Origin of the sequence: Paraburkholderia sp. BR10882 (assembly GCF_040948855.1) — a bacterium.
In the GTDB taxonomy this organism is placed as follows: domain Bacteria; phylum Pseudomonadota; class Gammaproteobacteria; order Burkholderiales; family Burkholderiaceae; genus Paraburkholderia; species Paraburkholderia nodosa_A.
This window is the reverse complement of record NZ_JBFPKP010000004.1, coordinates 342,349-368,159: the sequence shown is the minus strand read 5'-3', so window position 1 is coordinate 368,159 and position 25,811 is coordinate 342,349. Positions and strand designations below refer to the sequence as shown.

The window sequence follows — 25,811 nt, the reverse complement described above, 5'->3', positions numbered from 1 at the left end:
GATAAAAGAAACAATAAGGCGGGGAGATTAACGGCTCAGGATTGCTTCGGCCGACGTTGACGGACGATCTGCACGAGTCTCGCGAGGCCTTCCGGTTCCTTGATCAGAAAGACGATGATCAGCGTACCGAAGACGATCTTCTGCAGGTTCTGCACCTGGTCTGCGCCGATGCCCGCGTGGGCCAGCGCGCCAGCCGCGTTCGAAAGCAGGATCGGCAGTAAAACGATGAAGGCGGCGCCAAGAAAGTTGCCCGAGATGCTGCTCATGCCGCCAATGATGATGATGAACAGCACCTGGAACGAAAGATTCAGGTTGAAGCCGTCCGGCTCGATCGTGCCGAGATACGCGAAGGCCCACAGCGCGCCGGCGATGCCGAGCACGAAGGAACTCAGCGCGAAGGCCAGCAGCTTGCTGCGCCCCACCGGGATGCCGATCACACGCGCGGCGGCTTCCATGTCGCGTACAGCCATCCAGCGCCGGCCAAGTTCGCTGCGCACGAGGCTCGCGCCGAATGCGAACAGCAAGGTCGCGACGCCGAGCACGAACAGGTAGCGCGACACCGGCGTGTCGATGCGCCTGTGACCGATCGCGAGCTGCGGCGCGCTCAACACGCCGGACGTGTCGTAGTTCGAGAACCACCCCACGCGCGTGAACAGCCAGACCACGAAGAACTGGGCGGCCAGCGTCGAGACGATCAGGTAGAAGCCCTTGATACGCAGGCTCGGCAGTCCGAACAGCACGCCGGCCGCGGCGCTGACCAGGCCGCCGAGCAGCAGGTCGACCGGCAGCGGCAGCGCAGGCACACGTACGAGCAGGTTGTAGGTCGCATAGGCGCCGATCGACATGAATGCGGCCGAACCGAGCGACAACTGCCCCGCATAGCCGGTCAGGAAGTTCAGTCCGAGTCCGGCCACGGACAGGATCAGAAACGGCACGAGGATCGCGTTCAGCCAGTAGTCGTTCGCCGCGAGCGGCACGCCGGCAAACGCGACGAGCGCGCCCGCAAGCGGCACCGCCAGCCGGCGCAGGTTCAGCCGGCGCGGTTCGGCGAGGGGACGGGTCAATTCCATCAAGGTTTCCTTAAACGCGCTCGACGGCCGCCTCGCCGAACAGGCCGGACGGGCGCGCGAGCAGGAACAGCATTGCAAGCAGATAGGGGAACCAGTTCTCGATGCCGTCGCCGATCACGCTCCCGACATAAACCTCGGCCAGCTTCTCCGTTGCGCCGACCAGCAGCCCGCCGACGATCGCGCCGCCGATCGACGAGAAGCCGCCGATGATCAGCACCGGCAGAGCCTTGAGCACGACGAGCGAGAGCGAGAACTGCACGCCGAGCCGCGCGCCCCAGAGCAGACCCGCAACGAGGCTGACGAAGCCAGCCAGTGCCCAGACGATGGCCCAGACGCGCGGCAGCCGCACGCCGACCGCGAAGGCGGCGAGCGGATCGTCGGCCACGGCCCGCAGCGACAGGCCAAAACGCGAGCGCTTCGCGAGCTGCGACAGCGCAAGCACCAGCACGCCCGCCGTGGCGGCCGCGAACAGGTCGAAGCGGCTCACCATTACGCCGGCCAGATGCAGCGGCCTGTCGTCGATGCCGAGATCGAGCCCGTGCACCTGCGCGCCCCAGAACAGCTGCGCCGCGCCTTCGAGAATCAGGCTCAGACCGAGGGTGGCCATGAACAGCACGATCGGCGCGCGGTTGACGAGCGGGCGCAGCACGAAGCGGCCGGTTGCGATCGCGATCAGTACGAGCGCGGCGAGCGTCGCCCCGAACGACAGCCACGGGTTCCAGCCGCGCTCGACGAGGCTCACGTAAGTCAGCGCACCGAACAGCACGAGCGAGCCCTGCGCGAAGTTGAAGATGCCCGACGCCTTGTAGATCAGCACGAAGCCGATCGCGACCAGCGAATACATCACGCCGGCGAGCAGTCCGCCTACCAGCACCTCGAAAAAGAATTGCATTGCGCACCCTCTCAATGACGTGTGCCGAGATAGGCCGCCAGCACATCCGGGTTCGTGCGGACTTCGTTGGGCCTGCCGTCGGCAATCTTTTTTCCGTAGTCGAGCACGACCACGTGATCGGACAAGCCCATCACCACGCCGATGTCGTGCTCGATCAGCACGACCGTGACGCCCAGATGCTCGTTGGCATCGAGCACGTACCCGGCCATCGCGTGCTTCTCCTCGGTATTCATGCCGGCCATGGGCTCGTCGAGCAGCAGCAGGCGTGGTTCGGCAGCGAGCGCACGCGCCAGCTCGACCCGCTTCTGTAACCCGTAGGACAGGGTGCCCACCACGCTGTCGCGCCACGGCTGCAGATCCAGTGCTTCGATCACGCGCTCAGCGCGCTCGCGCTGCAAGGCTTCATCCCGTGCGGCACGGCCAACGTGCAGTGTCTGCTCGAGCCATGTACTACGGCGATGCAGGTTGCGCCCGGCCAGCACGTTGTCGAACACGCTCATGCGCCGGAACAGCGCGAGGTTCTGGAACGTGCGTGCGATGCCGCGATGCGCGGCGTCGTGCGCGTCCATGCGCCGGTAAGCATGGCCGTCGAAGCGCAGCGTGCCGTGCTGCGGACGATAGACGCCGTTGATCACGTTCAGCAGCGAACTCTTGCCCGCGCCGTTCGGGCCGATCAACGCACAGATCTCGCCTGCAGCGACTTCGAAACTGATATCGGTAATGGCCTTGACGCCCCCGAACGACACGGAAATGCCGTCGAGCGCGAGCAGGGCCGTCGAGGCTTGCGTCATGCTGATTCACCCCTTGGGGTGCCGTTTCCCAGTTGTGTTCTTCTGTTTCGTGCGGGCGGGTCTGCTCGCGCGCCCGGCCCCGCCCCGCCGCCGCTTGCGTCAGGCGGCCTGCTTTTCGCGCTGCGCCTCGAGCTCGCGCACGAGCGGCAGCACCTTCTGGCCGAAATACTCGACTTCCTCGATGAAATGCAGGAAGCCGGTCAGCACCAGGTCGACCCCGATCGACTTCAGTTCGACGATACGTTCGGCGATCTGCTGCGGCGTGCCGATCAGGTTCGTGCGGAAGCCGTCGTTGTACTGAACGAGATCCTCGAAGGTCGACTTGGCCCAGTTGCCCTCGCCTTCCGGCGACGCCTTGCCAGCCTCCTTGACCGCATCGCCGAACGCGTGCACCGCCTCGACGTGCGCATGCCTGATGATGTCGTCGAGCACGGCCTTCGCTTCCTCTTCGGTATCGCGCGCGATCACGAAGGCATTGACGCCGATACGCACCTGGTGATTGTTCTGCGCCGCCTTCGCACGGATATCGTCGATCTGGGCCTTGAGATTCTCGGGCGTGTTGCCGTTCGTGAAATACCAGTCCGATACGCTCGCCGCGTTGTCGCGCGCCGCGCGCGAGCTGCCGCCCTGGAAAATCTCGGGATGGGGCTTCTGCACCGGCTTCGGACTCAACGTGTAGTTGTTGAAGCGGTAGAAGTCGCCCTTGAACGTGAAGTTGTCCTCGGTCCAGATGCCCTTGAGCGCGCGGATGAACTCGTTCGAGCGGCGGTAACGCTCGTCGTGCTCGAGCCACGGTTCACCGATCGCGGTGAACTCGCCCTTGAACCAGCCGCTCACGACGTTGATCGCGATGCGGCCGTTCGAGATGTGGTCGATGGTGGCGATCTGCTTGGCGACCACTGCCGGATGCCACGGACCAGGCAGGATCGCTGCGAGCACCTTGAGCTTGGTGGTCGACTGCAGCAGCGCCTGGCTAAACGAGACCGACTCGTGCTGATACTCCGCGCCGTAGCCGGCCGTGAAGCGAATCTGGCTCAGAGCATATTCAAAGCCCGCACGCTCGGCGGTCTGCGCGAGACGCTGGTTGTACTCGAGGCTCCAGTCGGTGCGCTGCTCGATCGTGCTGACGACAAGGCCGCCGCTCACGTTGGGCACCCAGTAGGCGAACTTGACGGCATCTCTGGTTTGGGAAGTCTGGCTCATTGAAGATTCCTTGAATGACTTTGGATTCAGACGGCGAGCGCCGCAGTGACGTTTTCCGCACGCGCACCGACGTACGGTGCCGCACGCTCGACAGCGAGTGCGATACGAGCGCGCAACGCGTCGCTTGCGACCTCGTAGCGATCGAAATCGCTTTCGGAGGCGTAGACGCCGATCGGCAGCGTGTGCGCCTGGAAGAAGCTGAAGAGCGGCCGCAACTGGTGATCGATCACGAGCGCATGACGCTCGCTGCCGCCCGTGGCGGCCAGCAGCACCGGAACATCGATCAGCGCCTCGTGGTGCACGAGATCGAACAGATGCTTGAAGAGGCCGGTATAGGAGGCGCGATACACCGGACTTGCCGCAATCACGAGGTCGGCTGTCTCGATCGCCCGGATGTGTTCTTCGATATCCGCCGGCACCTGCGCACGCGTGAGCGCACCGGAGAGCCGTCCGGCGATCTCGCCGAGATCGATCACGCGGATTTCGACAGGCAGCGCGGCTTCCAGCGCGGACAGCAGCGACTGCACCAGCGCCAGCGTGCGCGACGGCCGCTGCAAGCTGCCCGACACGGCCACGATCTTGTGTTTCTTGCTCATGAGGATTCCTTCGTGAAGCGGGACGTGCCTGATCGGTCCCGTCATGAGCTAAAGGCAAGGACTGTGCCAAATCGCGCGAACTGGCCACTTACAGCTGAACGGCTGACATAGCAGCAGTTTTCGTCATCGAGCGGCTTACCAGAAGGGGAAATGCACCTGATAAGCACATCCCGGCAGCACTCGGATCGATATGCCGACATGTGATGACGCACCGGCAACAGCGCTGCTTCTTCGTTGCTTCCCACGCAGCAGCACTGGTTCGTCACATGAATGGAAGTACTTAAGACGCATGGGTTCGCGTCTCGATGCTGCTAGCGCAGCAGCCTGATTAGGTTATGAGAAATCCTTGCTTCTCTCGAGTGCCAAAACCTTGAACACTGTGCTGATCCTGCAGCACGCATGCGCGTGCAGTGCTGCTTCACCCGATCACACTGCAATGGCATCCACTTCCCTATCGTTGCCGCTGGCCGACGCGCCGGAGGACCTCCGGCCCATCCCGCAGGTCGAATCGCCATTGAGCGTCGCCCGGCGTCTTGCTGAACGCTTCGCGCGGACCGCAGCTGAGCGCGACGCGCGCGGCGGCACACCGAAGGCGGAACGCGACGCGCTGCGTGCGAGCGGCCTGCTCGCACTGAGCATCCCTGCGGTACATGGCGGCCTCGGTGCGGACTGGCGCACGACTCTCGACGTCGTGCGCGTGCTCGCGTGCGCCGACAGTTCACTCGCGCACGTGTTCGGATTCCATCACCTGATGCTGGCCACGGCCCGCCTGTTCGGCTCGCGGGAGCAATGGCAGGCGCTGTTCGAACAGACCTCGCGGCACCGGTGGTTCTGGGGCAACGCGCTCAATCCGCTCGACGAACGCACACTTGCGCATCCGCGCGGAGCGTGGCTCGAATTCAGCGGGCAAAAGAGCTTCTGCTCGGGCGCGCTCGACTCGGAAATGCTGATCGTCTCCGCGCGCCACGCCGAAACGCGTGCGTTTCTTGTAGCCGCCGTGCCAACCCAGCGAAGCGGCATCGCGATTGCAGACGACTGGAATAATTTCGGCCAACGCCAGACCGACAGCGGTTCGGTGACGTTCGAACGGGTCCGTGTCGAGCATCACGAGATCCTTTCGGACCCAGGACCGCTCTCGTCGCCGTTTGCATGTCTGAGGCCACTCATTGCGCAACTGATCCTGACGAACATCTATCTCGGCATTGCCGAGGCCGCGTTCGAGGACGCCCGTCACTACACCCTGAACGAAGCACGGCCCTGGCCCGCCGCGAAGGTCGCGAGCACCGGCGAGGACCCGTACATCCTGAGCCAGTACGGCGAGTTCTGGCTCGGACTGGAATCCGCCCGCGCGCTCGCGGACCGGGCCGCTGCAGGACTGGACAAGGCATGGTCGCGCGACACCGGCCTCACGGCGACCGAACGCGGCGAGGTGGCGCTGGCCATTGCCAGCGCGAAGGTCGCCGCCGCACAAACAGGCCTCGACATCTGTACGCGCATGTTCGATGTCGCCGGCGCCCGCGCGACTCATGGAGAGCTTCGGCTCGACCGCCACTGGCGCAACCTGCGCACCCATACGCTACACGATCCGCTCGCCTACAAGATCCGCGAGATCGGCGAATGGGCGCTCAACCGAACCTATCCTACGCCGAGCTTCTACTCATGAACCAACCGCTCTCCCACGCATGGCCCGATGATGCCGAAGCCAACGGCGATGTTTCTGTCCTCACGCTGCCGCACAGGCATTCGCTGACCACCTCGATCCGTGCACGCGCGCAGGTCTTCGTCGATCCCCGCTCGATCGAACTGCTTGAGCGGATCCAGCTGGTCGCGCCCAGCGACGCAAATATCCTGATCATCGGCGAGACCGGCACGGGCAAGGAACTGATCGCGCGCCACGTCCACAGCCTGAGCGGGCGGCGCGACAAGCCGTTTGTCGCGGTCAACTGCGGCGCGTTTTCTGAAACGCTGGTCGAAAGCGAGCTGTTCGGGCACGAGAAAGGCGCCTTCACCGGCGCGTTCAACGCCAAGCCGGGCTGGTTCGAGGCGGCCAACGGCGGCACGCTCTTCCTCGACGAGATCGGCGACCTGCCGCTGTCGATGCAGGTCAAGCTGCTGCGTGTGCTGCAGGAGCGCGAGGTCGTGCGGCTTGGTTCCCGGCGCGGTATTCCGATCGACGTGCGCGTGGTGGCGGCGACGAATGTCCACCTGCAGCACGCGGTGGCGGCCGGGCATTTCCGCAGCGACCTGTTCTACCGACTCAACGTCGTACAGCTCGCCATTCCGACGCTGCGCGAGCGCACCGGCGACATCCTTCCGCTCGCCCGCTACTTCATCGAGGACTACCGCGGCCGGCTCGGTTACGGGCCAGGCACGATCTCGCCGCGCGCCGAACAGAAGCTGCTCGCGTACAGCTGGCCGGGCAACATTCGCGAGCTTGAGAACGTGATTCATCACGCCCTGCTCGTGAGCCGCCACGACACCCTGCAGGACGGTGACCTGCACCTGTTCTCGTCGGGCATCACGGCCCCGGCTGGTGCGAGCGTGAGTGCGCCGAGCGGCCCGCACTACGCACTCGAATCGGCGTTGCTCGAACTGTTCAACGGCGAGCACGAGAATCTTTTCGAGCAGATCGAGGACATGGTCATGCGCACGGCGTTCGAGTACAGCCACCGCAACCAGATTCAGGCGGCGAAACTTCTCGGCATCAGCCGCAACGTGCTGCGCGCGCGGCTGATCAGGACGAAGGAAATCGCGGCCATCAAATAGCGGCGCCGTCCGCGAGACGGCACCGCACGTTCGTACTCAGGCCGCCTTCTGCCCCTTCGCGGGACCGGCGCCGATCGCCCAAACGTACGGCGGCTCGGTGCCGTTGATTTCGCGATCTCCCACAATGCGCTCCTTGAAGACGATCGGATTGTGCGAGGCCGCCGTGCGGGCGTTGCGCCAGTGGCGGTCGAGCCGCTTCTGCTCGCTCGTGCCCGATGCGCCGAGCGCGTTGAACAGCAGCGTGGTCGCGCGCAGCACGAGATCGGCAATCGCGCTCTGGCCGCGTGCGGAATCCAGTTCGGCATCGACGTTCGCCTCGTGCTCGGCCTGCTCATCGCCCCCGAAACGCGCCTCATACGCGCGTTGCGAAGCCTGCGCCGCGCGCACGGCTGTTGCCTCGGCGGCGAACACGAGCGACGAGACCTGGCCCACGACCTGCTGGACCTGCGGATCTTGCGCGAACGAAGGCGCATTGCCATGACTAAAGATGCGCCGGCGCGAACGCACCTCCTGCGAGATGTCGCGCAGCGCGGCGCGGCCCGTGCCCGCGAGCACGGCGAGCAGCACCAGCTGGTAGAACGCGGTCTGGTATTTGAAGCGCGTCGAAAAATCGATGATGTCGATCTCGTCCACCTCCGCGGCGACAAACATGGTCGTGCCGCTGCCCGTCGTGCGCTGGCCAAAGCCATCCCAGTCGTCGTGATGTGTCACGCCGGGCTGCCTCGCGCGCACGGCCGCGATCACGTCTTCGCCCGTGTCGTCGCGGCGCGCAAACACGTCAATCCAGTCAGCGAAGATGCTGCCCGTGCTGTAGTACTTCTCTCCGTTCACCACCCAGCGTGCACCATCACGTGACACGCGCGTGATCACGTCGCCGATCGCCACGCTGCCGACTTCGGTCCAGGCGTTTCCCACCAGTTCGCCGTCGACAAATCGCCTGAACCAGACGTCGCGCGCCGGGCCTGGCTCCGCGTTGAGCCGGTCCTCGACGAACGCGAAGTGGCCGCGCAGTGCCTGCGGCAAATTCGAATCCGCCTCGGCCAGTTCGATCAGCAACTGAATCAATTGAGGCAGCGAAGCCCCCGCACCGCCGTGCTCGACCGGCACGCGAACGGCGCCGAATCCGGCGGCCTTGAGCCATTCGATCTGCTCATAGGGCAGGCTGCGATCGCGCTCACGCTCGAGCACGCCCTCTGCGATGCGGGCGAAAACGGGTCGAAAACGTGAAGCGAGACGCTCGTAATCCGTACCGGGAGAAAGAACGGGAGCAAGTGCCACCGTGCTGGCGAGATTCAATGCGGTCATAGGGGCTCCAGGTACCGGCTTGATGGGTGGCCCGTGTTCGGGCCTCGTTCCTTACCGATAAAGCAGAAGCCATGCCAATCGTTGGCCGGGGATCAGGTGTGCGCAGGTCGGGAAAACCGCATGCGTGTTGCTGGTTCAGCAACAGCATGCTGCTGATTCACTGCTGGATTTGCAGCGATGCCTGAGCGATCTCGTGATGCCCGGACTGGTCACTGGCGTCATCGCTGCCCGCCTGTTTCGCGACAGTGCGCTGCCGTGCAATCGGCCATCACACATTTATCCAGTCGAGAGTGGCGTGGCGTTCAGGTCAGCCGTATCTTCGGCTGCACGAGGCCGTTGATCTGCTCGGCGGTCCACAGCATCATGGCCTTGCCAAAACCGTGCAAAGCCTGCTGATGTTGCCGGTAGAGCATGGCATGACTGAGCTGCGCGAATCGGCCCTTGATGAACCCGCCACGGAAGAACCCGAACTGCCCGAGCGTCCCAAAGGCGTTGTAGTCGCTCAGCGATACCAGCGCGCCGAAGTCGTGAAATGCAAAGTCGGGCAACGAGCCGCCGCCGAGCCAGCCCGGCAAGTGCCTGGCGAGATGTTGTGCCTGCTGCGTGGCGACTTGCGCCGTGGGTGCGAGAGGACGTTCATTGCCGGCGAGCGTCAACGTCGAGCAATCGCCGAGCGCGAATAGTGTGTCGTCGTCCTGCGCCTGCAGGGTTGGCCTGACGGCGATCTGATTGGAACGATTGATCTCGATCCCATCCAGTTTGCCTGGAAAATCAGGGGCCTTCACGCCCGCCGCCCACACCATCAAATCCGCCGGTTGGTGGCTGCCATCGCCCAACCGGAGTCCATCGGGTTCGGCGGCGATCACTCGCGTGCCCGTTCGCACCTTGAAACCAATATGCCGTAACTGTGCCTCACTGGACTCCGACACCGCCGGCGGAAACGCCGCCAGTACCCGCGGTGCGCTTTCATAAAGGGTGAGGTTCAGACGTGAGCGGATGCCGGGGTCGCCGTAACTCGACGCCACTTCGAGCAAGCGGCTCAATTCTGCTGCCAGTTCGACGCCAGTCGCTCCAGCGCCGACGATCGACACGCGCAACGCGCTATTCGTCACAACACTCTGGAATATGCGGATTCGCAATGCTTCGTTGAAGATTTCAGCCTGAGCCTGGCTGTCAATGAAATGACAATGATCGAGGACGCCTGGGGTGCCGAAGTCGTTGGCGCGACTGCCCAGCGCAAGAATCAGTACGTCGTATTCGACGGTGCGCGGGCCGATCACAATTTCACCCGACTTCGAACGCAGCGCAGCCAGCTTTATGATGCGCGCGTTGCGGTCCAGGCCTTCCATCTCGCCTGGCTGATAGTTGAAGCCGTGGTCGCGAGCGTGGGCGAGATAGATGACCTGCTGTTGCTGGACATCGCGCGTGCCCGCCGCGATCGTGTGCAGCATGGGCTTCCAGATGTGGGTTGCGCTTTTGTCGATCAACGTGACCTGAGCGCGGCCGCTGCGGCCAAGCGTGTTGCCCAGCCTGGTCGCAAGCAGAAGTCCAGCGATACCGCCGCCGACGATGACGATCCGGGTGGTCTGGCGCATGATTAAATATTCTACGAGTGATGAATAAATTCGATACTAAGATTTCGAAGGGTTCATGTCAAACCGGTGCCGCTGCTATTCGCGGTGCGGCACCCGCTAAAATTCTGAGCTTTCCTTGAACACGACCGCTCGTCGCCGATGAAACACGCTCACGATCAAACCCCGTCCGCCACGACGACTTCCACGCCCCGTCGGTCGCGCGGCCGTCCAGCGTGCAGCGACGCGGGCGGCGCCGACGCATTGCTTCGCAGCGCCCGAGGGGCATTCGCGAGGAGCGGCTATGAGGCGACTAGCGTGCGGGAAATCGCCAGGGCATCGGGTGTCGACGCCGCGCTGGTCGCGCATCACTACGGCTCGAAGGAAGCGCTTTGGATTGCCGTGGTGGACCAGATTGCCGACGAAGTGGCTCCCATGGTCGCGAAGACCGCCGCATTGCGGGAGATAACAGGTCCAGGACCGCGAGCGCGCGTCGAGGGTGCCGTGTCGATCCTGATCGATCAGGTGTTTCTGACGCCAGACGTTGGCATGTTTTTTTCGACTGCCGCTACTGAAACTGGAGAGCGCCTTAACCAGCTGATCGAACGGGTGGTGCGGCCGTTTCATGACGTGTTCGTGCCGTTGCTCATCGATGCGATCGACGCAGGTGAGATTTCGCGGCAAGATCCCGACATCCTGTTTACGATGCTCGCCAATGGCATCAGCAAGACTGTCGCCTATAGCCATGTACTGAGTCCGTTCTCTTCCTTACCGCGGCGTCCCAAGGCATTCAAACGCGCCGTTCTGACGACGGCTTTAGCCATGCTCGGCTGAACCGCTGCGCCCGTGACGCTCCTCTCACAAATCTGCCGCAAAGCGATCCTTCAGATATTGTGGGTGAGCGCCCGGGTTGGGACGGCGAATTTGGGAAAAGCCAACGGGGTCGAGATTTGCCCTAGGTGCGATTATGTGTATGTCGTTCTATTATTACAATATCGCAAATCCGCTCAAACCAGGTGCAGAATGGCCGGGGCGCTTAACCGGTTACATCATTGCGGGTGGAATATGAGTACCGTCTTTGGAATTCATTCAGATCGACTTGTCGGGGGTTGTTGCCCACGGCCAATTGCCAACGGAGCAAGCCGATTCACTTCCCGCTCCTTTTACAAGACCGATAACTTGTGGCAATGACCAAGAGTCGAGGGCGTTCCGGAACAGCGACTGGCTATGTATGCGGCAATGAAACGCGAGCCCGAATCATTGCCGCAGCACTCACGCTTTTCGGTTTGCGCGGATTTGAAGGAGCCTCGACGCGAGACATAGCGGAGCTAGCAGGTGTCAATCCACCCGCATTGCGCTACTACTTTTCGAACAAGGAAGGCGTGTATCTGGCGTGTGTCGATCACATCGCCACCACGATTTCTGATCACCTCGCCAGCCCCGTCGACGCGGCGCGGGCCGTACTTGATAAAGACGGGGACGACGATCAATTAATCCGCGCGTTCCGTGAAATCCAGAAACATCTTGCTCAATACCTGTTCACCTCGGCTGAGCCCGATAGCTGGAGGCTCTTCATGGCGCGGGAACAGGCGGGCCTGGGACCCCAGTTTCCCGAGGCTCAATTGCGCGATCGTCTTCAGACGCGCCTGATACCTGTGTGCAGCGAAATAGTTGCCCGCCTGATGGGCACAGACGCCGGCGACGAGGAGGCTTTATTGCGCGCCCTAACCATTACCGGCCAACTCATAGCAATTCACCTCACACGGCGATCGATGATGCTTTCTCTAGGGTGGGAATCCATCGATACACATCGGCTCGGCTGGATCACATCGATCGTTGACCGGCAAACGGCTCTGCTGCTCGAAGAAGTAGTGAGAGAACGGCCCGCCAGGATTGTCAGAGCAGGGTCGAAAGCGCCCTTCCCACAACAGCCGACGCAAGGGCTTGCTCCGCGCCCTGATGCGATGACATAAGCAAACTCAGGTGAAAGCAACCCGTCAATAGTGAGTGAATGTATACCGCTTCCACAGCGTAGTCGACGTGATCAGTGGCCATACGATTTGCCGCTGCGAGCCTTAACGCAGACTCGATAGATGACTGCGCGATTCGCGCAGCTTCCCCCAGCGTCGATGTGGAAACAACGGTATCTCCTTCAGATTTTGCTGTGGAGAATGCGATGGAGTACAGGCGCCGTTGTGTGCCGGAGTGAAGGACGTCGGCCAATCTCCTCTCAAGTTTTGAACGCAAGGCGCCAAGCGTTGCCCCATTAGACTTCTCGGGCGGAATTGTGAACGGGTCCAGAGGCAAAGCTGATCGCTCGAACAAAGCCGTCACGAGGGCCCATTTGTTTGAGAAATGACCATAGATTGCGCCTCTGGTCATACCAGCCGCGTGAGCGATGTCTTCAAGAGACGTAGCACTGACGCCACGTTCAAAAAATAAAATCTCCGCGCTGTCGAGGATCTTTTCCCGCGTGACGAGTCCCTGTACTTTTCGCTTCATCATGTCCCCTCGGCCTTCCACGCGTTCTCTTGTCGCGCTGCACCTGATCCGCCCTGTTCGCCGCAAGATGTGAGGTCTTGTCCCGCGCGCCTACCCAATATTCGCGAACATCACGTCGCGCTGGCTGGATACAAGATGTTGACCTCCGTCGACGACCAAGGTCGTCCCCGTCACTCCACGTGCCTCGGCAAGATAGACGGCTGCATCGACGATGTCTTCAAGCCGCGAGCCGCGCCGAAGCGGGGTCATTCGGTGAGCCGTCTCAAACTGCTCTTGCGTTTGATCGCCGGAGACAAGCGTAAGTCCGGGAGCCAGGCCAACCACTCTGACCTTTGGCGCTAGCGCCTGCGCAAGCGCTATCGTTGCATTCGCCAACGCTGCTTTCGTTAAGGTATAGGAGATGTAGTCTGGATTCATGTTGTAAAGCTTCTGGTCCAGAACGTTGACAACAACGCCTCGCTGCGCCTCGTCGGCAACTGCACAGTCCGGTATCGCGTCGTAGAGTCCGCGCGCCAAAGCCAGCGGCGCAGCGACGTTGATCTTCATGAGCGCCAGCAGGAGATCGTAGGTAAAAGTCTGTGCCGTATCTTCCTCGAACCGCGACGCGCAATTCAGGACGCAATCGAGACGTCCGAATGCTTGCACACACGCGGGTACAAGCTGCCTCACCTGTTCCTCTTTCGAAAGATCCGCGCAAAGGGAAATTGCCCTTCCGCCTCGCACCGCGATCTCATCGACAACCTCTTGCGCTTCGCGCTTCGACTCGTGATAGTGCAAGGCAACGTCCCATCCTCGCGCGGCAAAGCCAAGGGCGAGCGCGCGACCGATTCGCCGGCCCGCTCCGGTCACAAGCACCGATTGCCTACGAGAGCCGCCGTCGTGAATTGCTGGTTCAGTCATAACGAAACGCCAATGTCAGGCAGGCGCAGTGTGCGCCTTTGAGTTGCGCTCTCGCCCTACCCTCCAGTCACCGTGGCAAGGCATAGCATCAAGGGTTCAAATCTCAAGATTGTCAATAAGGCGTGTACTGCCGAGGCGCGCTGCCGCCAGCACGACCAGCTTTCGATCGACGACATCCTGCTCCATTGGAGAGCGCAAGTCCGCCTGCTTTCGAACCGAGATGTAGTCGGGTTTCCAGCCGCGATCGACTAGCGTTGAGAACACGCGCCGTTCGATTCGCTGGATATCCTGTCGACCGCTCAAAATGTCCTCGCGCGCGCCGTTGAGGAGCCGATATAGCGTGGGGGCCTCCACGCGTTGCTCCGGCGTCAGGAAGCGATTGCGAGAGGACAGCGCAAGTCCGTCGATGTCGCGGATGGTGTCGCCGGCCACGACCTCCGTGGGCATTGCGAACTGTTTGCACATTTCCCGAACTATCATCAATTGTTGATAGTCCTTCTTTCCAAACACTGTCACGCGCGGCTGCGCGCATAACAGCAACTTCATTACGACCGTGCAAACGCCTTGAAAGAAGCCCGGCCGGAACTCCCCCTCTAGCATGTCGCCAAGCCCACCTGGAGGCTGCACGCGATATTCTTGCGGCTGCGGATAGAGGTCCCGTTCCGTAGGGGCGAAGACGACGTAGACACTCTCCTTCTGAAGCTTCTCCAGGTCCGCCTCAAGCGTTCTCGGATAACGCTCGAAATCCTCACCCGGTCCAAACTGCAGCGGATTCACGAAAATGCTGGTAATGACGGGATCTCCATGCTGCCGTGCGAGTCGAATCAGCGACAGATGTCCTTCGTGCAGATTGCCCATTGTCGGCACGAATGCCGTGCGGTTTTGCCCGCGCAATTGAGCTCGCAGTTCCTCGACAGACCGAATCAGTTTCATGCTGGATCTTGCCTCTGAGACTTAACCACGTACTGCTTACATGTTCGGATAGTTCGGGCCGCCGCCGCCTTCGGGCGTGACCCACACGATGTTCTGCGTCGGGTCCTTGATATCGCAGGTCTTGCAGTGCACGCAGTTCTGCGCGTTGATCTGCAGACGATCTTCTTCCTGATCGTCTTTTACGAACTCGTACACGCCTGCGGGACAGAAGCGCGCCTCTGGGCCTGCATACGTCGCGAGGTTGATGCCGACCGGCACCGTCATGTCCTTGAGCGTGAGGTGCGCGGGCTGGTTCTCTTCGTGGTTCGTGTTCGAGATGAACACCGAAGACAGACGATCGAACGTGAGCTTGCCATCGGGCTTCGGATACTCGATCGGCTTGCACTGCGAAGCGGGCTTGAGCATCTCGTGGTCGCGATGCTGGTGATGCAGCGTCCACGGCACGTTGCCGCCCAGCAGCTTCTGCTCGATGCCCACCATCAGCGTGCCCAGGTACAGGCCCTTGCTCATCCACTGCTTGAAGTTGCGCGCCCTGTACAGCTCCGTGTGGAGCCACGACTGCTTGAACGCTTCCGGATACGCCGCGAGTTCATCGTTCTGGCGGCCCGCCTGCACGGCTTCGAACGCCGCATCCGCAGCCAGCATGCCGGTCTTGATCGCCGCGTGGCTGCCCTTGATGCGCGAGGCGTTCAGGAAGCCCGCGTCGTCGCCCACGAGCGCGCCGCCCGGGAACACGAGCTTGGGCAGCGACATCAGGCCGCCTGCCGTGATCGCGCGCGCGCCGTACGAGACGCGCTTGCCGCCTTCGAGGTACTTGCGGATTTCCGGATGCGTCTTGTAGCGCTGGAATTCCTCGAACGGCGAGAGATACGGGTTCCGGTACGCAAGACCGACGACAAAGCCCACCATCACCTGGTTGTTGTCGATGTGGTACAGGAACGAGCCGCCGTAGGTGTCCGACTCGAGCGGCCAGCCGGCGGTGTGGATCACGAGGCCGGGCTGGTGCTTCGAGGGATCGATCTCCCACAGTTCCTTGATGCCGATGCCGTAGACCTGCGGATCCGAATCCTTGCCCAGCTTGAACTTCTCGTTCAGTTGACGGCCCAGGTGCCCGCGGCAGCCTTCGCAGAACAGCGTGTACTTCGCGTGCAGCTCCATGCCGAGCTGGAAGTTTTCGGTGGGCTCGCCGTCCTTGCCCACACCCATGTTGCCGGTGGCGACGCCCTTGACCGAGCCGTCGTCGTTGTAGAGCACTTCGGCAGCCGGAAAGCCGGGGAAGATTTCCACGCCCAGGGCTTCGGCCTGCTGGCCCAGCCAGCGCGTGACGTTCGCGAGGCTGATGACGTAGTTGCCGTGGTTCTTGAAGTTGTCGGGCAGCGCCCAGTTCGGCACAGCCGTAGCCCCCGTTTCGGAAAGAAAAAGGAACTTGTCCTCGGTCACGGGCACGTTCAGCGGTGCGCCCTGTTCCTTCCAGTCGGGAATCAGCTCGTTCAGGGCACGCGGATCCATGACCGCGCCCGAGAGGATATGCGCCCCGATTTCCGAGCCTTTCTCCAGCACGCAGACGCCGATCTCAGCGCCTTTCTCCGCGGCCAGCTGCTTCAGGCGGATCGCGGCAGACAGCCCGGCGGGACCGCCGCCGACGATCACCACGTCGTATTCCATCGACTCGCGTGGGCCATGCACTTGCTGATTCCCTTCCGCCATCCCCGCTCTCTCCCTGGCCTCGTAACGTCGCCATGCTCGTTGGACTCTCGCCCGTCGAGGGCGCCGTCAACACGGGAATCGCTTCCAGCATCTCCCGCAGGTGACAGCGAGGAGTATATATAAATGAATGTCGTATAACAATATGAACGGTGGCGAGGGTGAATGCGGCTCAGAGCGGCGACCACTGAAACATCTCAAGGGGACCCGATGTGTGGAGAATGTTCTCCAGGAATTTGCGCGCTCGCGGCTTTATTCGCACGAGAACTCGGCGTCCGTCCGCAGGTCCGGCGTTCGCTTCACAAGGCCCAACTGCTCCGACGTTTGCGCGCTTCGCGATGCCGCCAAGTGTCGTTGTCAGAGGCGTCTGAAGCTGCGTCGGCGACTGTATATACGTGGCCCTGAAACCACCGGTTGGTCCGGCAGCGACAACTCGGCAGCCAGAACGCCCTGGCTTGCAGCTGCCTCTTTGAGCGCCCGGTCGATGTGCGTCGACAGTCGAAGCAGTCGTTGCCCGATAAGATAGACGCTCGCGTCTTCGGCTGGCCGCTCGCGCGCCCACGCGGTGGCCTGTGCGTCGTCTGCTTCAGGGATCGCCGGTGTATGCAACGCGGTGCACCCCGCGAGGAATTGCGCTTCGGCATGCACGCGCTTCGAACAGTGCGCCTCCCCGTTGCCGTCCTGAACCACATCGACCCAGCGTGCCTCATCAAGTGCACTCAGGTGCCTGAGCAAACTCGCGTGATATGTTCAATTCGCGCGCGCAGCACAATAAGCGGCGCACGCGCCGAGCGAGTGTGTCCCAACTACTGTCCAACGAGATCGTAAGCAGCAAGTGCCGCAATCTCCGTCACTCCGCCGTCCACCGGCAGGCATGTGCCGGTAATAAACCGCGACTCGTCGCTGGCGAGAAACAGCGCGGCAGATGCAACATCCCACGCGTCTCCTTCCAGCGGAAGTGGTGCGATCTTGCGGCGCCGCTCGCGCGCCTTCTCATTGAGCATGCTCTGCACCATGGGTGTAAAGATGTGCCCCGGCGCGATGGCGTTGGCACGCACATGTTCACGGCCGTACATCACCGCTAATTCGCGCGTGAACGCAACCATGCCTGCCTTCGATGAACCGTACGCGGCTGACCCGTGACTGCGTATGCCGGCAACCGAACTGATATTGACGATTGCCCCGCCTCCGCGCGCCACGATCTTTGGCACTGCACTGCGACTCATCAGGAATGCGCTCTTCAGGTTCACGTCAATCACGCGGTCCCACGACGCCTCGTCGATATCCTGCAACCGTCCCGGTGCGCCTGAAATTCCGACGTTGTTCACGAGTATGTCCAGGCCACCATATCGCTCAACGGTCTCTTCGACGATTCGCGCGCACACGGCTGCGTCCGTGATGTCACCCGTACAGACGAACCCCTGACCGCCGGATTCGGTAATCAATGCGAGTGTCTCGGCAGCCCTTTCGTATTGCTGATCGACGAGGCATACGGATGCGCCCTCAGCCGCAAAAAGACAGGCAATAGCCTTTCCCGTGCCGTAACCTTGCCCGAGCGACCCCGCGCCAGTGACGATCGCGATCTTGCCGCTCAAACGCTGATAAAAAACTTTTGGAGAAGGCATGCTGTAGTCGAATGATGTAGTTGCTCGCCACTCAAAGTATGCGCGCGCTCCTGTGCCCTGTGCGGCTGTCCGTACGCGCGCTGGCGTCGGCATTTTCGACCAAGCTTAGTCTCACGAGGCCAATAATGCAACACATAGTTGCATTATTGGCCTTTGCGATTACCCGACCCTACTCTTGCGTGATCGACCAATGCCGCGCCAAAGCGCGCCGCGTAGGCTGTGTTCACCGCCTCCGTCTGGAAGCGAGTCTCGTTGATGGCGAAGATGAAATAGCCGTATGCGAGATCGCGTCGATAGTCTTCCCACGCTTCGTCGAACGAGGGTGCCTCGACTCCGCCAGTTGCCAATTGCGACAAGTAGTGCTCGAGCAGCGGCCGCTCCCACGCGCGACGGTCTTCGATATCGAGCGCGCAGCCTATGTGGTAGGCAACCTCCAGGCTCCACGGCGCCCGGCTTACCTGAGCATCGAAAAAGCCTGGTGTTCCGTCTGGCTCGACGAACAGGTTGCCCAGATGCGTGTCGCCATGAATGAGACACACGGGCTTTCCTTTGTGCTGGCTCGCAATGTCTGCGAGCGCTGCCACCATCCATTCACGATCGTGCAGGTACCGGCTCACGGCGGCCCCTCGCGGAAGCGAGACGTAGTGGGCCCACACATCCGGTTCCAGATAGCGATTCTGATATTCCAGCGACCAGTCGGAAAAACGCTCACCCACCCAATCAAAGCGGCCGCCCATTTCAAATTCGGCGCTGTTCCAGGTTTGCGCGTGATAGCGCGCCATGGCGCTCAACCGCCGCTCCACCTCTTCGTAGCGTTGCGATTGCTGCGCCCTGCAAAAGCAAGCCTCGCGCTGCTCCAGGTCTTCCATCACGACGACAGACTGCCATCGATCGGGATCCGCGCCCGCATAAAAGCAGTTCGGCGCGTTCATATTTATGAATGGCAAAACGTCGCGATAGAACCGCATTTCATTGCGGTACATGTCCTTCATTGACTCGCTGTGATCCTGAAAGCCACCTTTTACGATCATGCGCGAAGGCAGCGCCATCTCCCTGCCCACATCGTTGTACTCGAGCGCCACGCGCACTTTCGTCGACGTTCCAGGCAGCACGGCCAGGTGGTTGCACGAAGTCACTTCCACGCCGGCGAAGCGAAACGCGAGTGCCGACGTGAGCCATTGTGCGGTCACGCCTTCCACCGTGACCGGCAACGACATGTCACTCACCACAGCTAATGCAGACAAGATTTCCCCCTGACGATTGAGATAGGCAAGCCGCGTGCGCATCGTCGCGCACAGAGTCGTTCGACCGCAACATGGGGAAAACCACACCTCGTCGAGCGTTGCATATTTTGAATGCCGTGCATATAGTTGCCTCCAGATGCAGATACTTTTTTGGCAGGCACCTGATGAATCTCTTTGACTCACCCACACTGGCCGATGACTTCGCCGGTGCCGCACCAGCAAGAATGCTCGCCCCGGAGGAATACCGAACCGAAGAGAGCGTGGCGTTCAAGATGAATCTGGTTCACCTTCTGCTGGGCAACGAAATCGACCGGAAGCTTGCCGCCAGCGGACTTTCCGCTCTCCAGTGGGGCATCCTGAAAGCGCTCTACGACGAGCGCGCACGCACGCCCACCGCTCTCTGCCGCATCCTTCTCGCGGACAGCAGCGCAATGACCCGGAAGCTCGATTCACTCGAAAAGCGCGGATTGATCGAGCGAATCCGAAGCATTTCCGATAGACGCAGCGTCGAACTCGCATTGACGGCAGACGGCCGTGGATTGCTGCGCGAGACCCTGCCGCACATCGTGGAAACGAGCAACCGCCAGCTTCACGGCTTCACGATGGACGAAGTCGCAACCGTCAAACGTCTTCTCGAGCGAATGATCGTCAACCTGAGCTGAACGGCTAGGTCCATGCGCGAATCGAGCGACGAATCCGCAGAAGCTCAGTGCATGACTCAATTGAAAAAGGAGCAGTTCATGGAGCACACCGAAACAACCACACGACCGGCCGAGACATCGACGCAAGCGTCGGATTTTGCGCCGCTGCCGGTTGCGCATGTCTATCGCGGGCGTATGATCACCGGAAACGCGATCAAGCACGTATCGCGAGATCTCGGTCAGGGTTTCTGCACGCCCAAAATCGAACTCGATGATCTCGTCTGGCCGCGTGCGGAGTCGGGTCCTGCGTTCGATGTGCCTGTCGAGCAGATTGTTGATTTTCTCGTCGAGCTCGGTCCCCGCCTGCATCTCGACGTCAATCCGCTCATGCAGGCCGCACTCGAATCGATGATCAAGGTTAGTCCCCTGGGACGCCGGATCCTCGAAAACTGCTATCGGGACATACCTAACCTGTTTTTGCGCGAGGTAATCGACGATGAGTTGCGTGTGAGCCTTGGCGACGCGAGGCTCGTCGACGGCTGGGTAGAACGCACGCTGCGCGGCCGCCCTAGCCGTCTGCGCGCCTTCCCGCCGAGGCTCGTTCATATTCTGGCGGGCAACTCACCGATGGTCGCGGCTATGACCGTCATGCGCGCCGCGCTGACGAAAGGTGTGCATCTGCTCAAGCTGCCGTCGAACGACCTGTTTACGGCCACCGCGATTCTGCGCACGATGGCCGAAATCGATCCGAACCATCCCGTCACGCAGTCCTTTTCCGCTGCCTACTGGCGCGGAGGCGACGAGAACGTCGAGTCCATTCTTTATCGCCCGCAGTACTTCGACAAGATCGTCGTTTGGGGCGGCGAGAGCGCGGTACGCCACGTCATGCGCTACGCCGGGCCGGGTCTGGAACTGGTTGCTTTTGATCCCAAGGTGTCGATCTCCCTGATCGGCCGCGAGGCCTTCAGCTCCAACGAGGTTCTGCGCGAGGTCGCGCGTGCGGGCGCCGCCGATGTGCTGTCGTTCAACCAGGATGCGTGCAACGCAAGCCGCTATCAGTTCATCGAAGGCGACGAAGACGACGCCGACCGCTACTGCGAGCAACTCGCGCTCGCACTCGGCGAGGACTACCGTTATGGCGATGGCCAGGGTCCGCTGGTGCCGAGCGACATTCGCGAAGCCGTCGACGTGCTGCGTGAAATGGAGCCGCTTTATCGCGTGTTCGGTGGCTACGACGGCAAGGGTCTCGTCGTGCGCTCGGACGAAATGGTTGACTTCCATCCGATCTGCAAGACAGTCAACGTCATTCCCGTGGGCAGCTTGCGCGACGGAGCGCGCTACGCGACTGTCGCGACGCAGACCGTCGGTATCTATCCGCCGCATCGGGTAATCGAGGTGCGCGACGCCCTTGCGTGCGCAGGCGTGCAGCGCATGGTCGCTTTGGGCGAATCGATTTCGGATGGCGTTGGCGGCTACCCCCATGACGGCATGTTTCCGATCCACCGATTCATGAAATGGATCTCGGAGGAATCGGGTCCGAACCAGCAGGAGACGCGATAATGCATGCCCTTTCCTCCCTCCTGCAATTCACGGATCTGCAGGACCCCTTTCGCAACGCGCCCGAGAACCTCCATACCGTGCAGCTGCAAGCCGTACGGGAGCGCTTCGCGCAGCGCCGTCAACAAATTCGCATTCTCGACAAACGGGCCAGCGAAGCCGGCGTCACGGAACTTCGCACGCTGGACGACGCTGTTCCGCTGTTATTCGCGGACGCCGTCTACAAGAGCTATCCCGATTCGTTCATCGAAAACGGCAAATGGCGTCACCTCACAGCATGGCTTCAGACCCTTACGACGAACAGGATCGATGGGCTCGACTACAGTAAGGTCGCCAATCTCGACGACTGGATCAACGAGTTGCGCCGCAACGGCCACTATGTGATGAGTTCGAGCGGCACCTCGGGGAAGCAGTCATTCATCTACCAGAGTGAAACCGACCGTGAGCTCGGCTGGCGCCTGCTCGACCAGGGTATTCGCTGGGCGGCAAGCGCCATGCGCGATCGGTCGCGCCGTTATCCCGCGTACCTTTTGACGCCCTCTTCCGGGTCCTACACCGGCACCGAGCGCATGGCGAAGTTCGCCGAGTCGATTGCGTTGCCTGGCGACATTCACTACATGTCGGACGTGCCACAAAGCGCCGCCCAGACCACACGCATGGCGCGCATGCGTCGAGCGATTGCGGACGGCACCGCGTTGCCCAGCGAAATCGAAGCCTTCCAGAACGAAAATCGTGAACGCACCGAGCGTGTGCAAGCCGACTTCCGGCACTTCATCGACGAGTTGCTCGAGCGGCGCCACGAACCGATGTTCATCATGGGCATGATGGGCATGATGGGCATGCTCTACCAGATCGTAGCCACGGCGCGCGAACGAGGCATTCCCGACGGCGACTTCCACCCCGACACGATCATCAGTATCGGCGGCGGCAAGAAGGGTGCAAATTTGCCGGGAGATTTCCAGCAGCAGTGCGAACGCTTCTTCAATTTCAACGCGACCAATTTCAACGATGGATACGGCATGGGCGAAGTATCGGGGTTCTGCCCGTGGTTCCATGAAGCGAAGGCGTGGACGGTACCGCCGTGGCTCGTTCCTCTAGTGCTCGATTCCGCCGGCGAGCAGTTGCTGAATCCGCGTGACGGAAAAGGTGTCGTCGAAGGACGGCTTGCGATGATCGATCTGCTCGCCGACGGCCGCTGGGGCGGTGTCATCAGCGGGGACAAGGTCACCATGGAGTTCGGCCATGGCATCGACGGCGTGCGAACGCCCATCATACGCGACGTGGTGCGCTACAAGGATCTGCCCGGCGGCGACGACAAGCTTTCGTGTGCCGGAACGATCGACGCCTATGTCCGCGGAGAAATTGCGGATATGACCGAAGCCCGTATTGCCAATTGAGGCAATTCTTTTCAATATTACGTAGACCTACTCCACAATGACTGAGCAAACGACAAATCCGCCCGTGTGGTTCATCACGGGAGTCTCGTCCGGCTTCGGCCGGTCCCTGGCGGAAGCGGTCCTCGCACGCGGTGACAAGGTGGTGGGCACCGTGCGTAACGACACGCAGATAGCGCCGTTCGAGAATCTCGCGCCCGGGCGCGCCTACGGCGTGTTGCTCGACGTCACCGACGCCGCTTCGGTGCCCCGCGCCGTCGAGCAGGCCATTGGCCGGGCGGGCGCCATCGACGTTCTCGTGAACAATGCCGGCTACGGTCTGTTCGGCGCATTCGAAGAGGTTTCCGACAAGGAAGCGCGTCAGCTCTTCGATACCAACGTGTTCGGCACGGTCAACGTGATCCGCGCCGCACTGCCCCATTTTCGCGAGCGAAAGCGCGGGCATATCGTGAACTTTTCCTCGGTGGCCGGAGTGATCGGCATCGCGGGTTGCAGTTTCTATTGCGCGTCGAAACACGCGATCGAAGGGCTGTCCGAATCGCTCGCGCGAGAACTGAAGCCGTTTGGAATTCACGTGACCATCGTCGAACCCGGCGGTTTTCGCACGAATTTCGCGGGTGGCTCGCTGAAATGGAGCGAGATCGAATCGCCTGCCTACGCTGAAACGGTGGGCAAGATGCGCCAGATGATGGGTGGCTACCACGGCACGCAGGCGGGCGATCCAGCCAAGGCCGCCGCCGCCGTCGTGCGCGCGGTGTCTGCGGAGAACCCGCCGTTGCGGTTGGCGCTCGGCCCGGATGCCGTCGACGTCGTCCGAAAGAAGCTCGCGTCCGTACAGGACAATCTTGAAGCGTGGCTCGACGTGTCGAGTTCCACTGACTTTGATCGCTAACGCTGCAGAAGTTCGTTGCCTGGGAGACGACATGTCCGCACTGGACTCATTTTATGCAATGCTTCGCGATAACGCCGATCCGTTCCGCAATCACCCTGAAAACCTTCGCGAGCTTCAACTCGCCGCCATGAAGGAGCGTTTCGCCGGGCGCCGCAACCAGATCAGGCTGCTGCGCCGCCGCGCGGACGATCTGGGCGTTGAAACCATCAACCGCCATGAGGACATGGTTCCTCTCCTGTTCGCGCATCAGATTTACAAGAGCTACCCCGAGCAATTCATCGACAACGGCCGCTGGAAGCATCTGGCGGCCTGGCTGCAGACGCTTTCCAGCACCCCGGTGAGCGAAGTGGATATGACGGGCGTGGAAGACGTCGACGCGTGGATGGGCCGGTTGCGCGAAGCGGGACACTACGTGTTCAGCTCGAGCGGCACATCAGGGAAATGCAGCTTCATCAACCAGACGCAAGCCGATCTCGAGAACGTCACCGAGTCGTGTGTGAAACTCGGCGTTCACGGTAACGAACTGATCCGCCGAGATTTTGGCAAGCGCCCGGTATTCCTGATGATGCCGCCTGCCGGCGCGCACCGTCACATTGAACCGGTACTCGGCGCTGCGAAACGACTTGGCGCCGAAAGCACGCTGATGTTCGACGAACCGGTGCTTGCTTCTGCCACGATCTCGATGGGCCGCATGCGTCGTGCAATCGCCGACGGCTCCGCCAAACCCAGTGAAGTCGCGGCTTTTCAGGAACATGCGGTGGCGCGCCAGCGCCATACTGGCGCGATGATCGACAGATTTCTCGACAAGCTGGTCACACAGCGCGACGTCCCCGTTCTCGTACAGGGCAACTGGTCGCTACACTGGACGCTCGTTGAGCGCGCCCGCCAGCGCGGCATCGCCGATGGAATCTGCCACCCCGACACGGTGATCACGACCGGCGGCGGATTGAAGGGCACCTCGGCACCCACCGACTATCGGGAGCAGATCATACGCTTCTATGGCATTCGCCCGGAGAACGTCCAGAACAGCTATGGCATGTCCGAAATGATCGGGACCGGCCCCTGGTCGGAGGTGGCACAGGGCTACGCAATCTGCCCCTGGATCGTTCCGTTCGTGCTCGACAAAGCCGGTGAGCAACTACTGAATCCGTCGGATGGGCGCGGCATTGCCGAGGGCCGTTTCGCGTTTTTCGACCTGCTTGCCGAGGGATACTGGGGCGGCTTCATCACTGGCGACAAAGTCACGGTGGACTTCTCGCCGGCGGGGAACACCGACGGCCTCCAGGGACCACTGGTCAGGGGGGTCGGCCGCTATGCCGACCTCGAGGAAGGCGAAGACAAGCTCTCTTGCGCGGGCACGATGGAGTCGTATGTGCGTGGGATGATCAACGTTTGATTTCGGCCGCGAGCAACTGCGGGGCCCAGGGGGCCAGTATTGGCACCCTCTGGCGCTCGTGAGTATACTGATGCCCTAATTCCGTCATCAAAAGCTCAACGATGTCCAAACCTATGGCAGTCCAGGCTCCCGACGGAGCCTCGCGGCTCGCTGCGGCGGGCAAACCTCGAACGGCCGGCCGGCCCACCCACGACGACGCGGTCCAGCTGCGCGAGCGCCTGCTCGACGCCGCCAAAACGGTCTTCATGAGGGAAGGTTTCGGTGCCGCCAGGGTCGATGAAATCGCATCACTGGCCGGCGTCAGCAAAACTACCGTTTACCGCCAGTTCGGCACGAAGGAAGAGCTTTTTCGCTCTATCGTCTGGCGCGGTATGTCCGACCTGCGCGGCAAGATCGATCAGCACCTGGTGCCCGGCCGCGATTTTTCGACCAGCCTGGCATCCCTGATCGATGCGCTCGTCGAACACATGGCGATACCGGACAGCATTCACACTTCACGCATGGTCATTGGCGAGGCGATACGTTTTCCGGATGTCGCAAGGCAGTTTCTGCAGTTCGTGGTGACGATGCTGGAGCCGCTTACGGCCGTTCTGGAAGCGGCAGCGGCCAATGGAATGATCGACATCGACGATCCTGCGAACGCGGCACGTGATCTCCTCACGCTGGTCACTGGGGCCCCCGAAGTGCACCTTGCGATCCAGACTACGCGCGCTGAACGCAAGCGTAGGGCCGAGAGGATTCATCGGATCCTGTTGACCGCCTGGAAGTATCGCGCAACGCTCGATAAGGCTCGGGCGAGAGCAATGCAGTAACGTTCGCCGCGCGCCTG

The 25,811-nt window shown here is 61.7% G+C and carries 23 protein-coding genes; 10 read left to right on the top strand and 13 right to left on the bottom strand.

Annotated elements, in window-relative coordinates; translation table 11 throughout:
- Positions 1–35: 35 nt before the first annotated feature.
- The 5 genes from AB3X99_RS14020 to msuE all read right to left on the bottom strand — a co-directional run bounded on the left by AB3X99_RS14020 (position 36) and on the right by msuE (position 4,552).
- Positions 36–1,070, bottom strand: coding sequence for a branched-chain amino acid ABC transporter permease (locus AB3X99_RS14020; RefSeq protein WP_368617247.1), 1,035 nt, complete (start codon positions 1,068–1,070; stop codon positions 36–38).
- A gap of 10 nt (positions 1,071–1,080) precedes the next feature.
- The gene (locus tag AB3X99_RS14015; protein ID WP_368617246.1) at positions 1,081–1,962 is read right to left on the bottom strand and encodes a branched-chain amino acid ABC transporter permease; all 882 of its coding nucleotides are present in this window, start codon (positions 1,960–1,962) and stop codon (positions 1,081–1,083) included.
- Between the two features lie 11 nt (positions 1,963–1,973).
- A complete protein-coding gene (locus AB3X99_RS14010; RefSeq protein WP_069268637.1) occupies positions 1,974–2,753 on the bottom strand; it encodes an ABC transporter ATP-binding protein in 780 nt (259 codons plus the stop codon).
- Between the two features lie 99 nt (positions 2,754–2,852).
- Positions 2,853–3,956, bottom strand: coding sequence for a dimethylsulfone monooxygenase SfnG (sfnG, locus tag AB3X99_RS14005; RefSeq protein ID WP_342947419.1), 1,104 nt, complete (start codon positions 3,954–3,956; stop codon positions 2,853–2,855).
- Between the two features lie 26 nt (positions 3,957–3,982).
- Positions 3,983–4,552, bottom strand: a complete 570-nt coding sequence (gene msuE / locus AB3X99_RS14000) for an FMN reductase (RefSeq protein WP_368605990.1) — start codon at positions 4,550–4,552, stop codon at positions 3,983–3,985.
- Between the two features lie 436 nt (positions 4,553–4,988).
- On the opposite strand from msuE, the gene AB3X99_RS13995 reads away from it, so the two are divergent.
- The gene (locus AB3X99_RS13995; RefSeq protein WP_368617245.1) at positions 4,989–6,215 is read left to right on the top strand and encodes an acyl-CoA dehydrogenase family protein; all 1,227 of its coding nucleotides are present in this window, start codon (positions 4,989–4,991) and stop codon (positions 6,213–6,215) included.
- Positions 6,212–7,318 (top strand): sigma-54-dependent Fis family transcriptional regulator, encoded by a 1,107-nt coding sequence (locus tag AB3X99_RS13990; RefSeq protein ID WP_069268640.1) that lies wholly within the window; start codon positions 6,212–6,214, stop codon positions 7,316–7,318. The genes AB3X99_RS13995 and AB3X99_RS13990 overlap by 4 nt, the downstream gene beginning before the upstream one ends.
- A gap of 36 nt (positions 7,319–7,354) precedes the next feature.
- Here AB3X99_RS13990 and AB3X99_RS13985 read toward each other — a convergent pair whose 3' ends face one another.
- Positions 7,355–8,623, bottom strand: a complete 1,269-nt coding sequence (locus AB3X99_RS13985; protein ID WP_368617244.1) for an acyl-CoA dehydrogenase family protein — start codon at positions 8,621–8,623, stop codon at positions 7,355–7,357.
- A 302-nt stretch (positions 8,624–8,925) separates the two neighbouring features.
- Positions 8,926–10,218: an NAD(P)/FAD-dependent oxidoreductase gene (locus tag AB3X99_RS13980; protein WP_368617243.1), complete on the bottom strand. Its 1,293-nt coding sequence runs from the start codon at positions 10,216–10,218 to the stop codon at positions 8,926–8,928.
- Positions 10,219–10,356: 138 nt separating this feature from the next.
- On the opposite strand from AB3X99_RS13980, the gene AB3X99_RS13975 reads away from it, so the two are divergent.
- Entirely contained in the window at positions 10,357–11,028 is a 672-nt protein-coding gene (locus AB3X99_RS13975) for a TetR/AcrR family transcriptional regulator (protein WP_368617242.1), read from the top strand.
- Between the two features lie 353 nt (positions 11,029–11,381).
- A complete protein-coding gene (locus tag AB3X99_RS13970) occupies positions 11,382–12,167 on the top strand; it encodes a CerR family C-terminal domain-containing protein (protein WP_368617241.1) in 786 nt (261 codons plus the stop codon).
- Here AB3X99_RS13970 and AB3X99_RS13965 read toward each other — a convergent pair.
- The 6 genes from AB3X99_RS13965 to AB3X99_RS13940 form a co-directional block, all read right to left on the bottom strand.
- Positions 12,091–12,699 carry a TetR family transcriptional regulator gene (locus AB3X99_RS13965; RefSeq protein ID WP_368617240.1) on the bottom strand — a complete coding sequence of 203 codons (609 nt, stop codon included), beginning with the start codon at positions 12,697–12,699 and terminating at the stop codon, positions 12,091–12,093. The two genes, AB3X99_RS13970 and AB3X99_RS13965, sit on opposite strands and share 77 nt — an antisense overlap.
- A gap of 87 nt (positions 12,700–12,786) precedes the next feature.
- Entirely contained in the window at positions 12,787–13,596 is an 810-nt protein-coding gene (locus tag AB3X99_RS13960; RefSeq protein WP_368617239.1) for an SDR family oxidoreductase, read from the bottom strand.
- A gap of 96 nt (positions 13,597–13,692) precedes the next feature.
- Positions 13,693–14,529 (bottom strand): pantoate--beta-alanine ligase, encoded by an 837-nt coding sequence (panC, locus tag AB3X99_RS13955; RefSeq protein ID WP_069268761.1) that lies wholly within the window; start codon positions 14,527–14,529, stop codon positions 13,693–13,695.
- A gap of 36 nt (positions 14,530–14,565) precedes the next feature.
- Positions 14,566–16,236, bottom strand: coding sequence for an electron transfer flavoprotein-ubiquinone oxidoreductase (locus AB3X99_RS13950; RefSeq protein WP_368617238.1), 1,671 nt, complete (start codon positions 16,234–16,236; stop codon positions 14,566–14,568).
- 803 nt (positions 16,237–17,039) lie between these two features.
- Entirely contained in the window at positions 17,040–17,858 is an 819-nt protein-coding gene (locus AB3X99_RS13945; protein WP_368617237.1) for an SDR family NAD(P)-dependent oxidoreductase, read from the bottom strand.
- Between the two features lie 143 nt (positions 17,859–18,001).
- Entirely contained in the window at positions 18,002–19,144 is a 1,143-nt protein-coding gene (locus tag AB3X99_RS13940; protein WP_368617236.1) for a phosphotransferase, read from the bottom strand.
- 29 nt (positions 19,145–19,173) lie between these two features.
- Between AB3X99_RS13940 and AB3X99_RS13935 the strand changes: the two genes are divergently transcribed.
- The 6 genes from AB3X99_RS13935 (at position 19,174) to AB3X99_RS13910 (ending at position 25,794) form a co-directional block, all read left to right on the top strand.
- The gene (locus tag AB3X99_RS13935; protein WP_368617235.1) at positions 19,174–19,764 is read left to right on the top strand and encodes a MarR family winged helix-turn-helix transcriptional regulator; all 591 of its coding nucleotides are present in this window, start codon (positions 19,174–19,176) and stop codon (positions 19,762–19,764) included.
- A 51-nt stretch (positions 19,765–19,815) separates the two neighbouring features.
- Entirely contained in the window at positions 19,816–21,303 is a 1,488-nt protein-coding gene (locus AB3X99_RS13930; protein ID WP_368617234.1) for an acyl-CoA reductase, read from the top strand.
- Complete coding sequence (locus tag AB3X99_RS13925; protein WP_368617233.1) at positions 21,303–22,697, top strand: hypothetical protein; 1,395 nt, start codon at positions 21,303–21,305, stop codon at positions 22,695–22,697. Before AB3X99_RS13930 ends, AB3X99_RS13925 begins: the two co-directional genes overlap by 1 nt.
- 37 nt (positions 22,698–22,734) lie before the next feature.
- Positions 22,735–23,586: an oxidoreductase gene (locus AB3X99_RS13920; RefSeq protein WP_368617232.1), complete on the top strand. Its 852-nt coding sequence runs from the start codon at positions 22,735–22,737 to the stop codon at positions 23,584–23,586.
- Entirely contained in the window at positions 23,576–24,982 is a 1,407-nt protein-coding gene (locus tag AB3X99_RS13915) for a hypothetical protein (RefSeq protein WP_368617231.1), read from the top strand. Before AB3X99_RS13920 ends, AB3X99_RS13915 begins: the two co-directional genes overlap by 11 nt.
- Before the next feature lie 113 nt (positions 24,983–25,095).
- The gene (locus AB3X99_RS13910; RefSeq protein WP_256095044.1) at positions 25,096–25,794 is read left to right on the top strand and encodes a TetR/AcrR family transcriptional regulator; all 699 of its coding nucleotides are present in this window, start codon (positions 25,096–25,098) and stop codon (positions 25,792–25,794) included.
- The last annotated feature ends 17 nt before the right edge of the window (positions 25,795–25,811 follow it).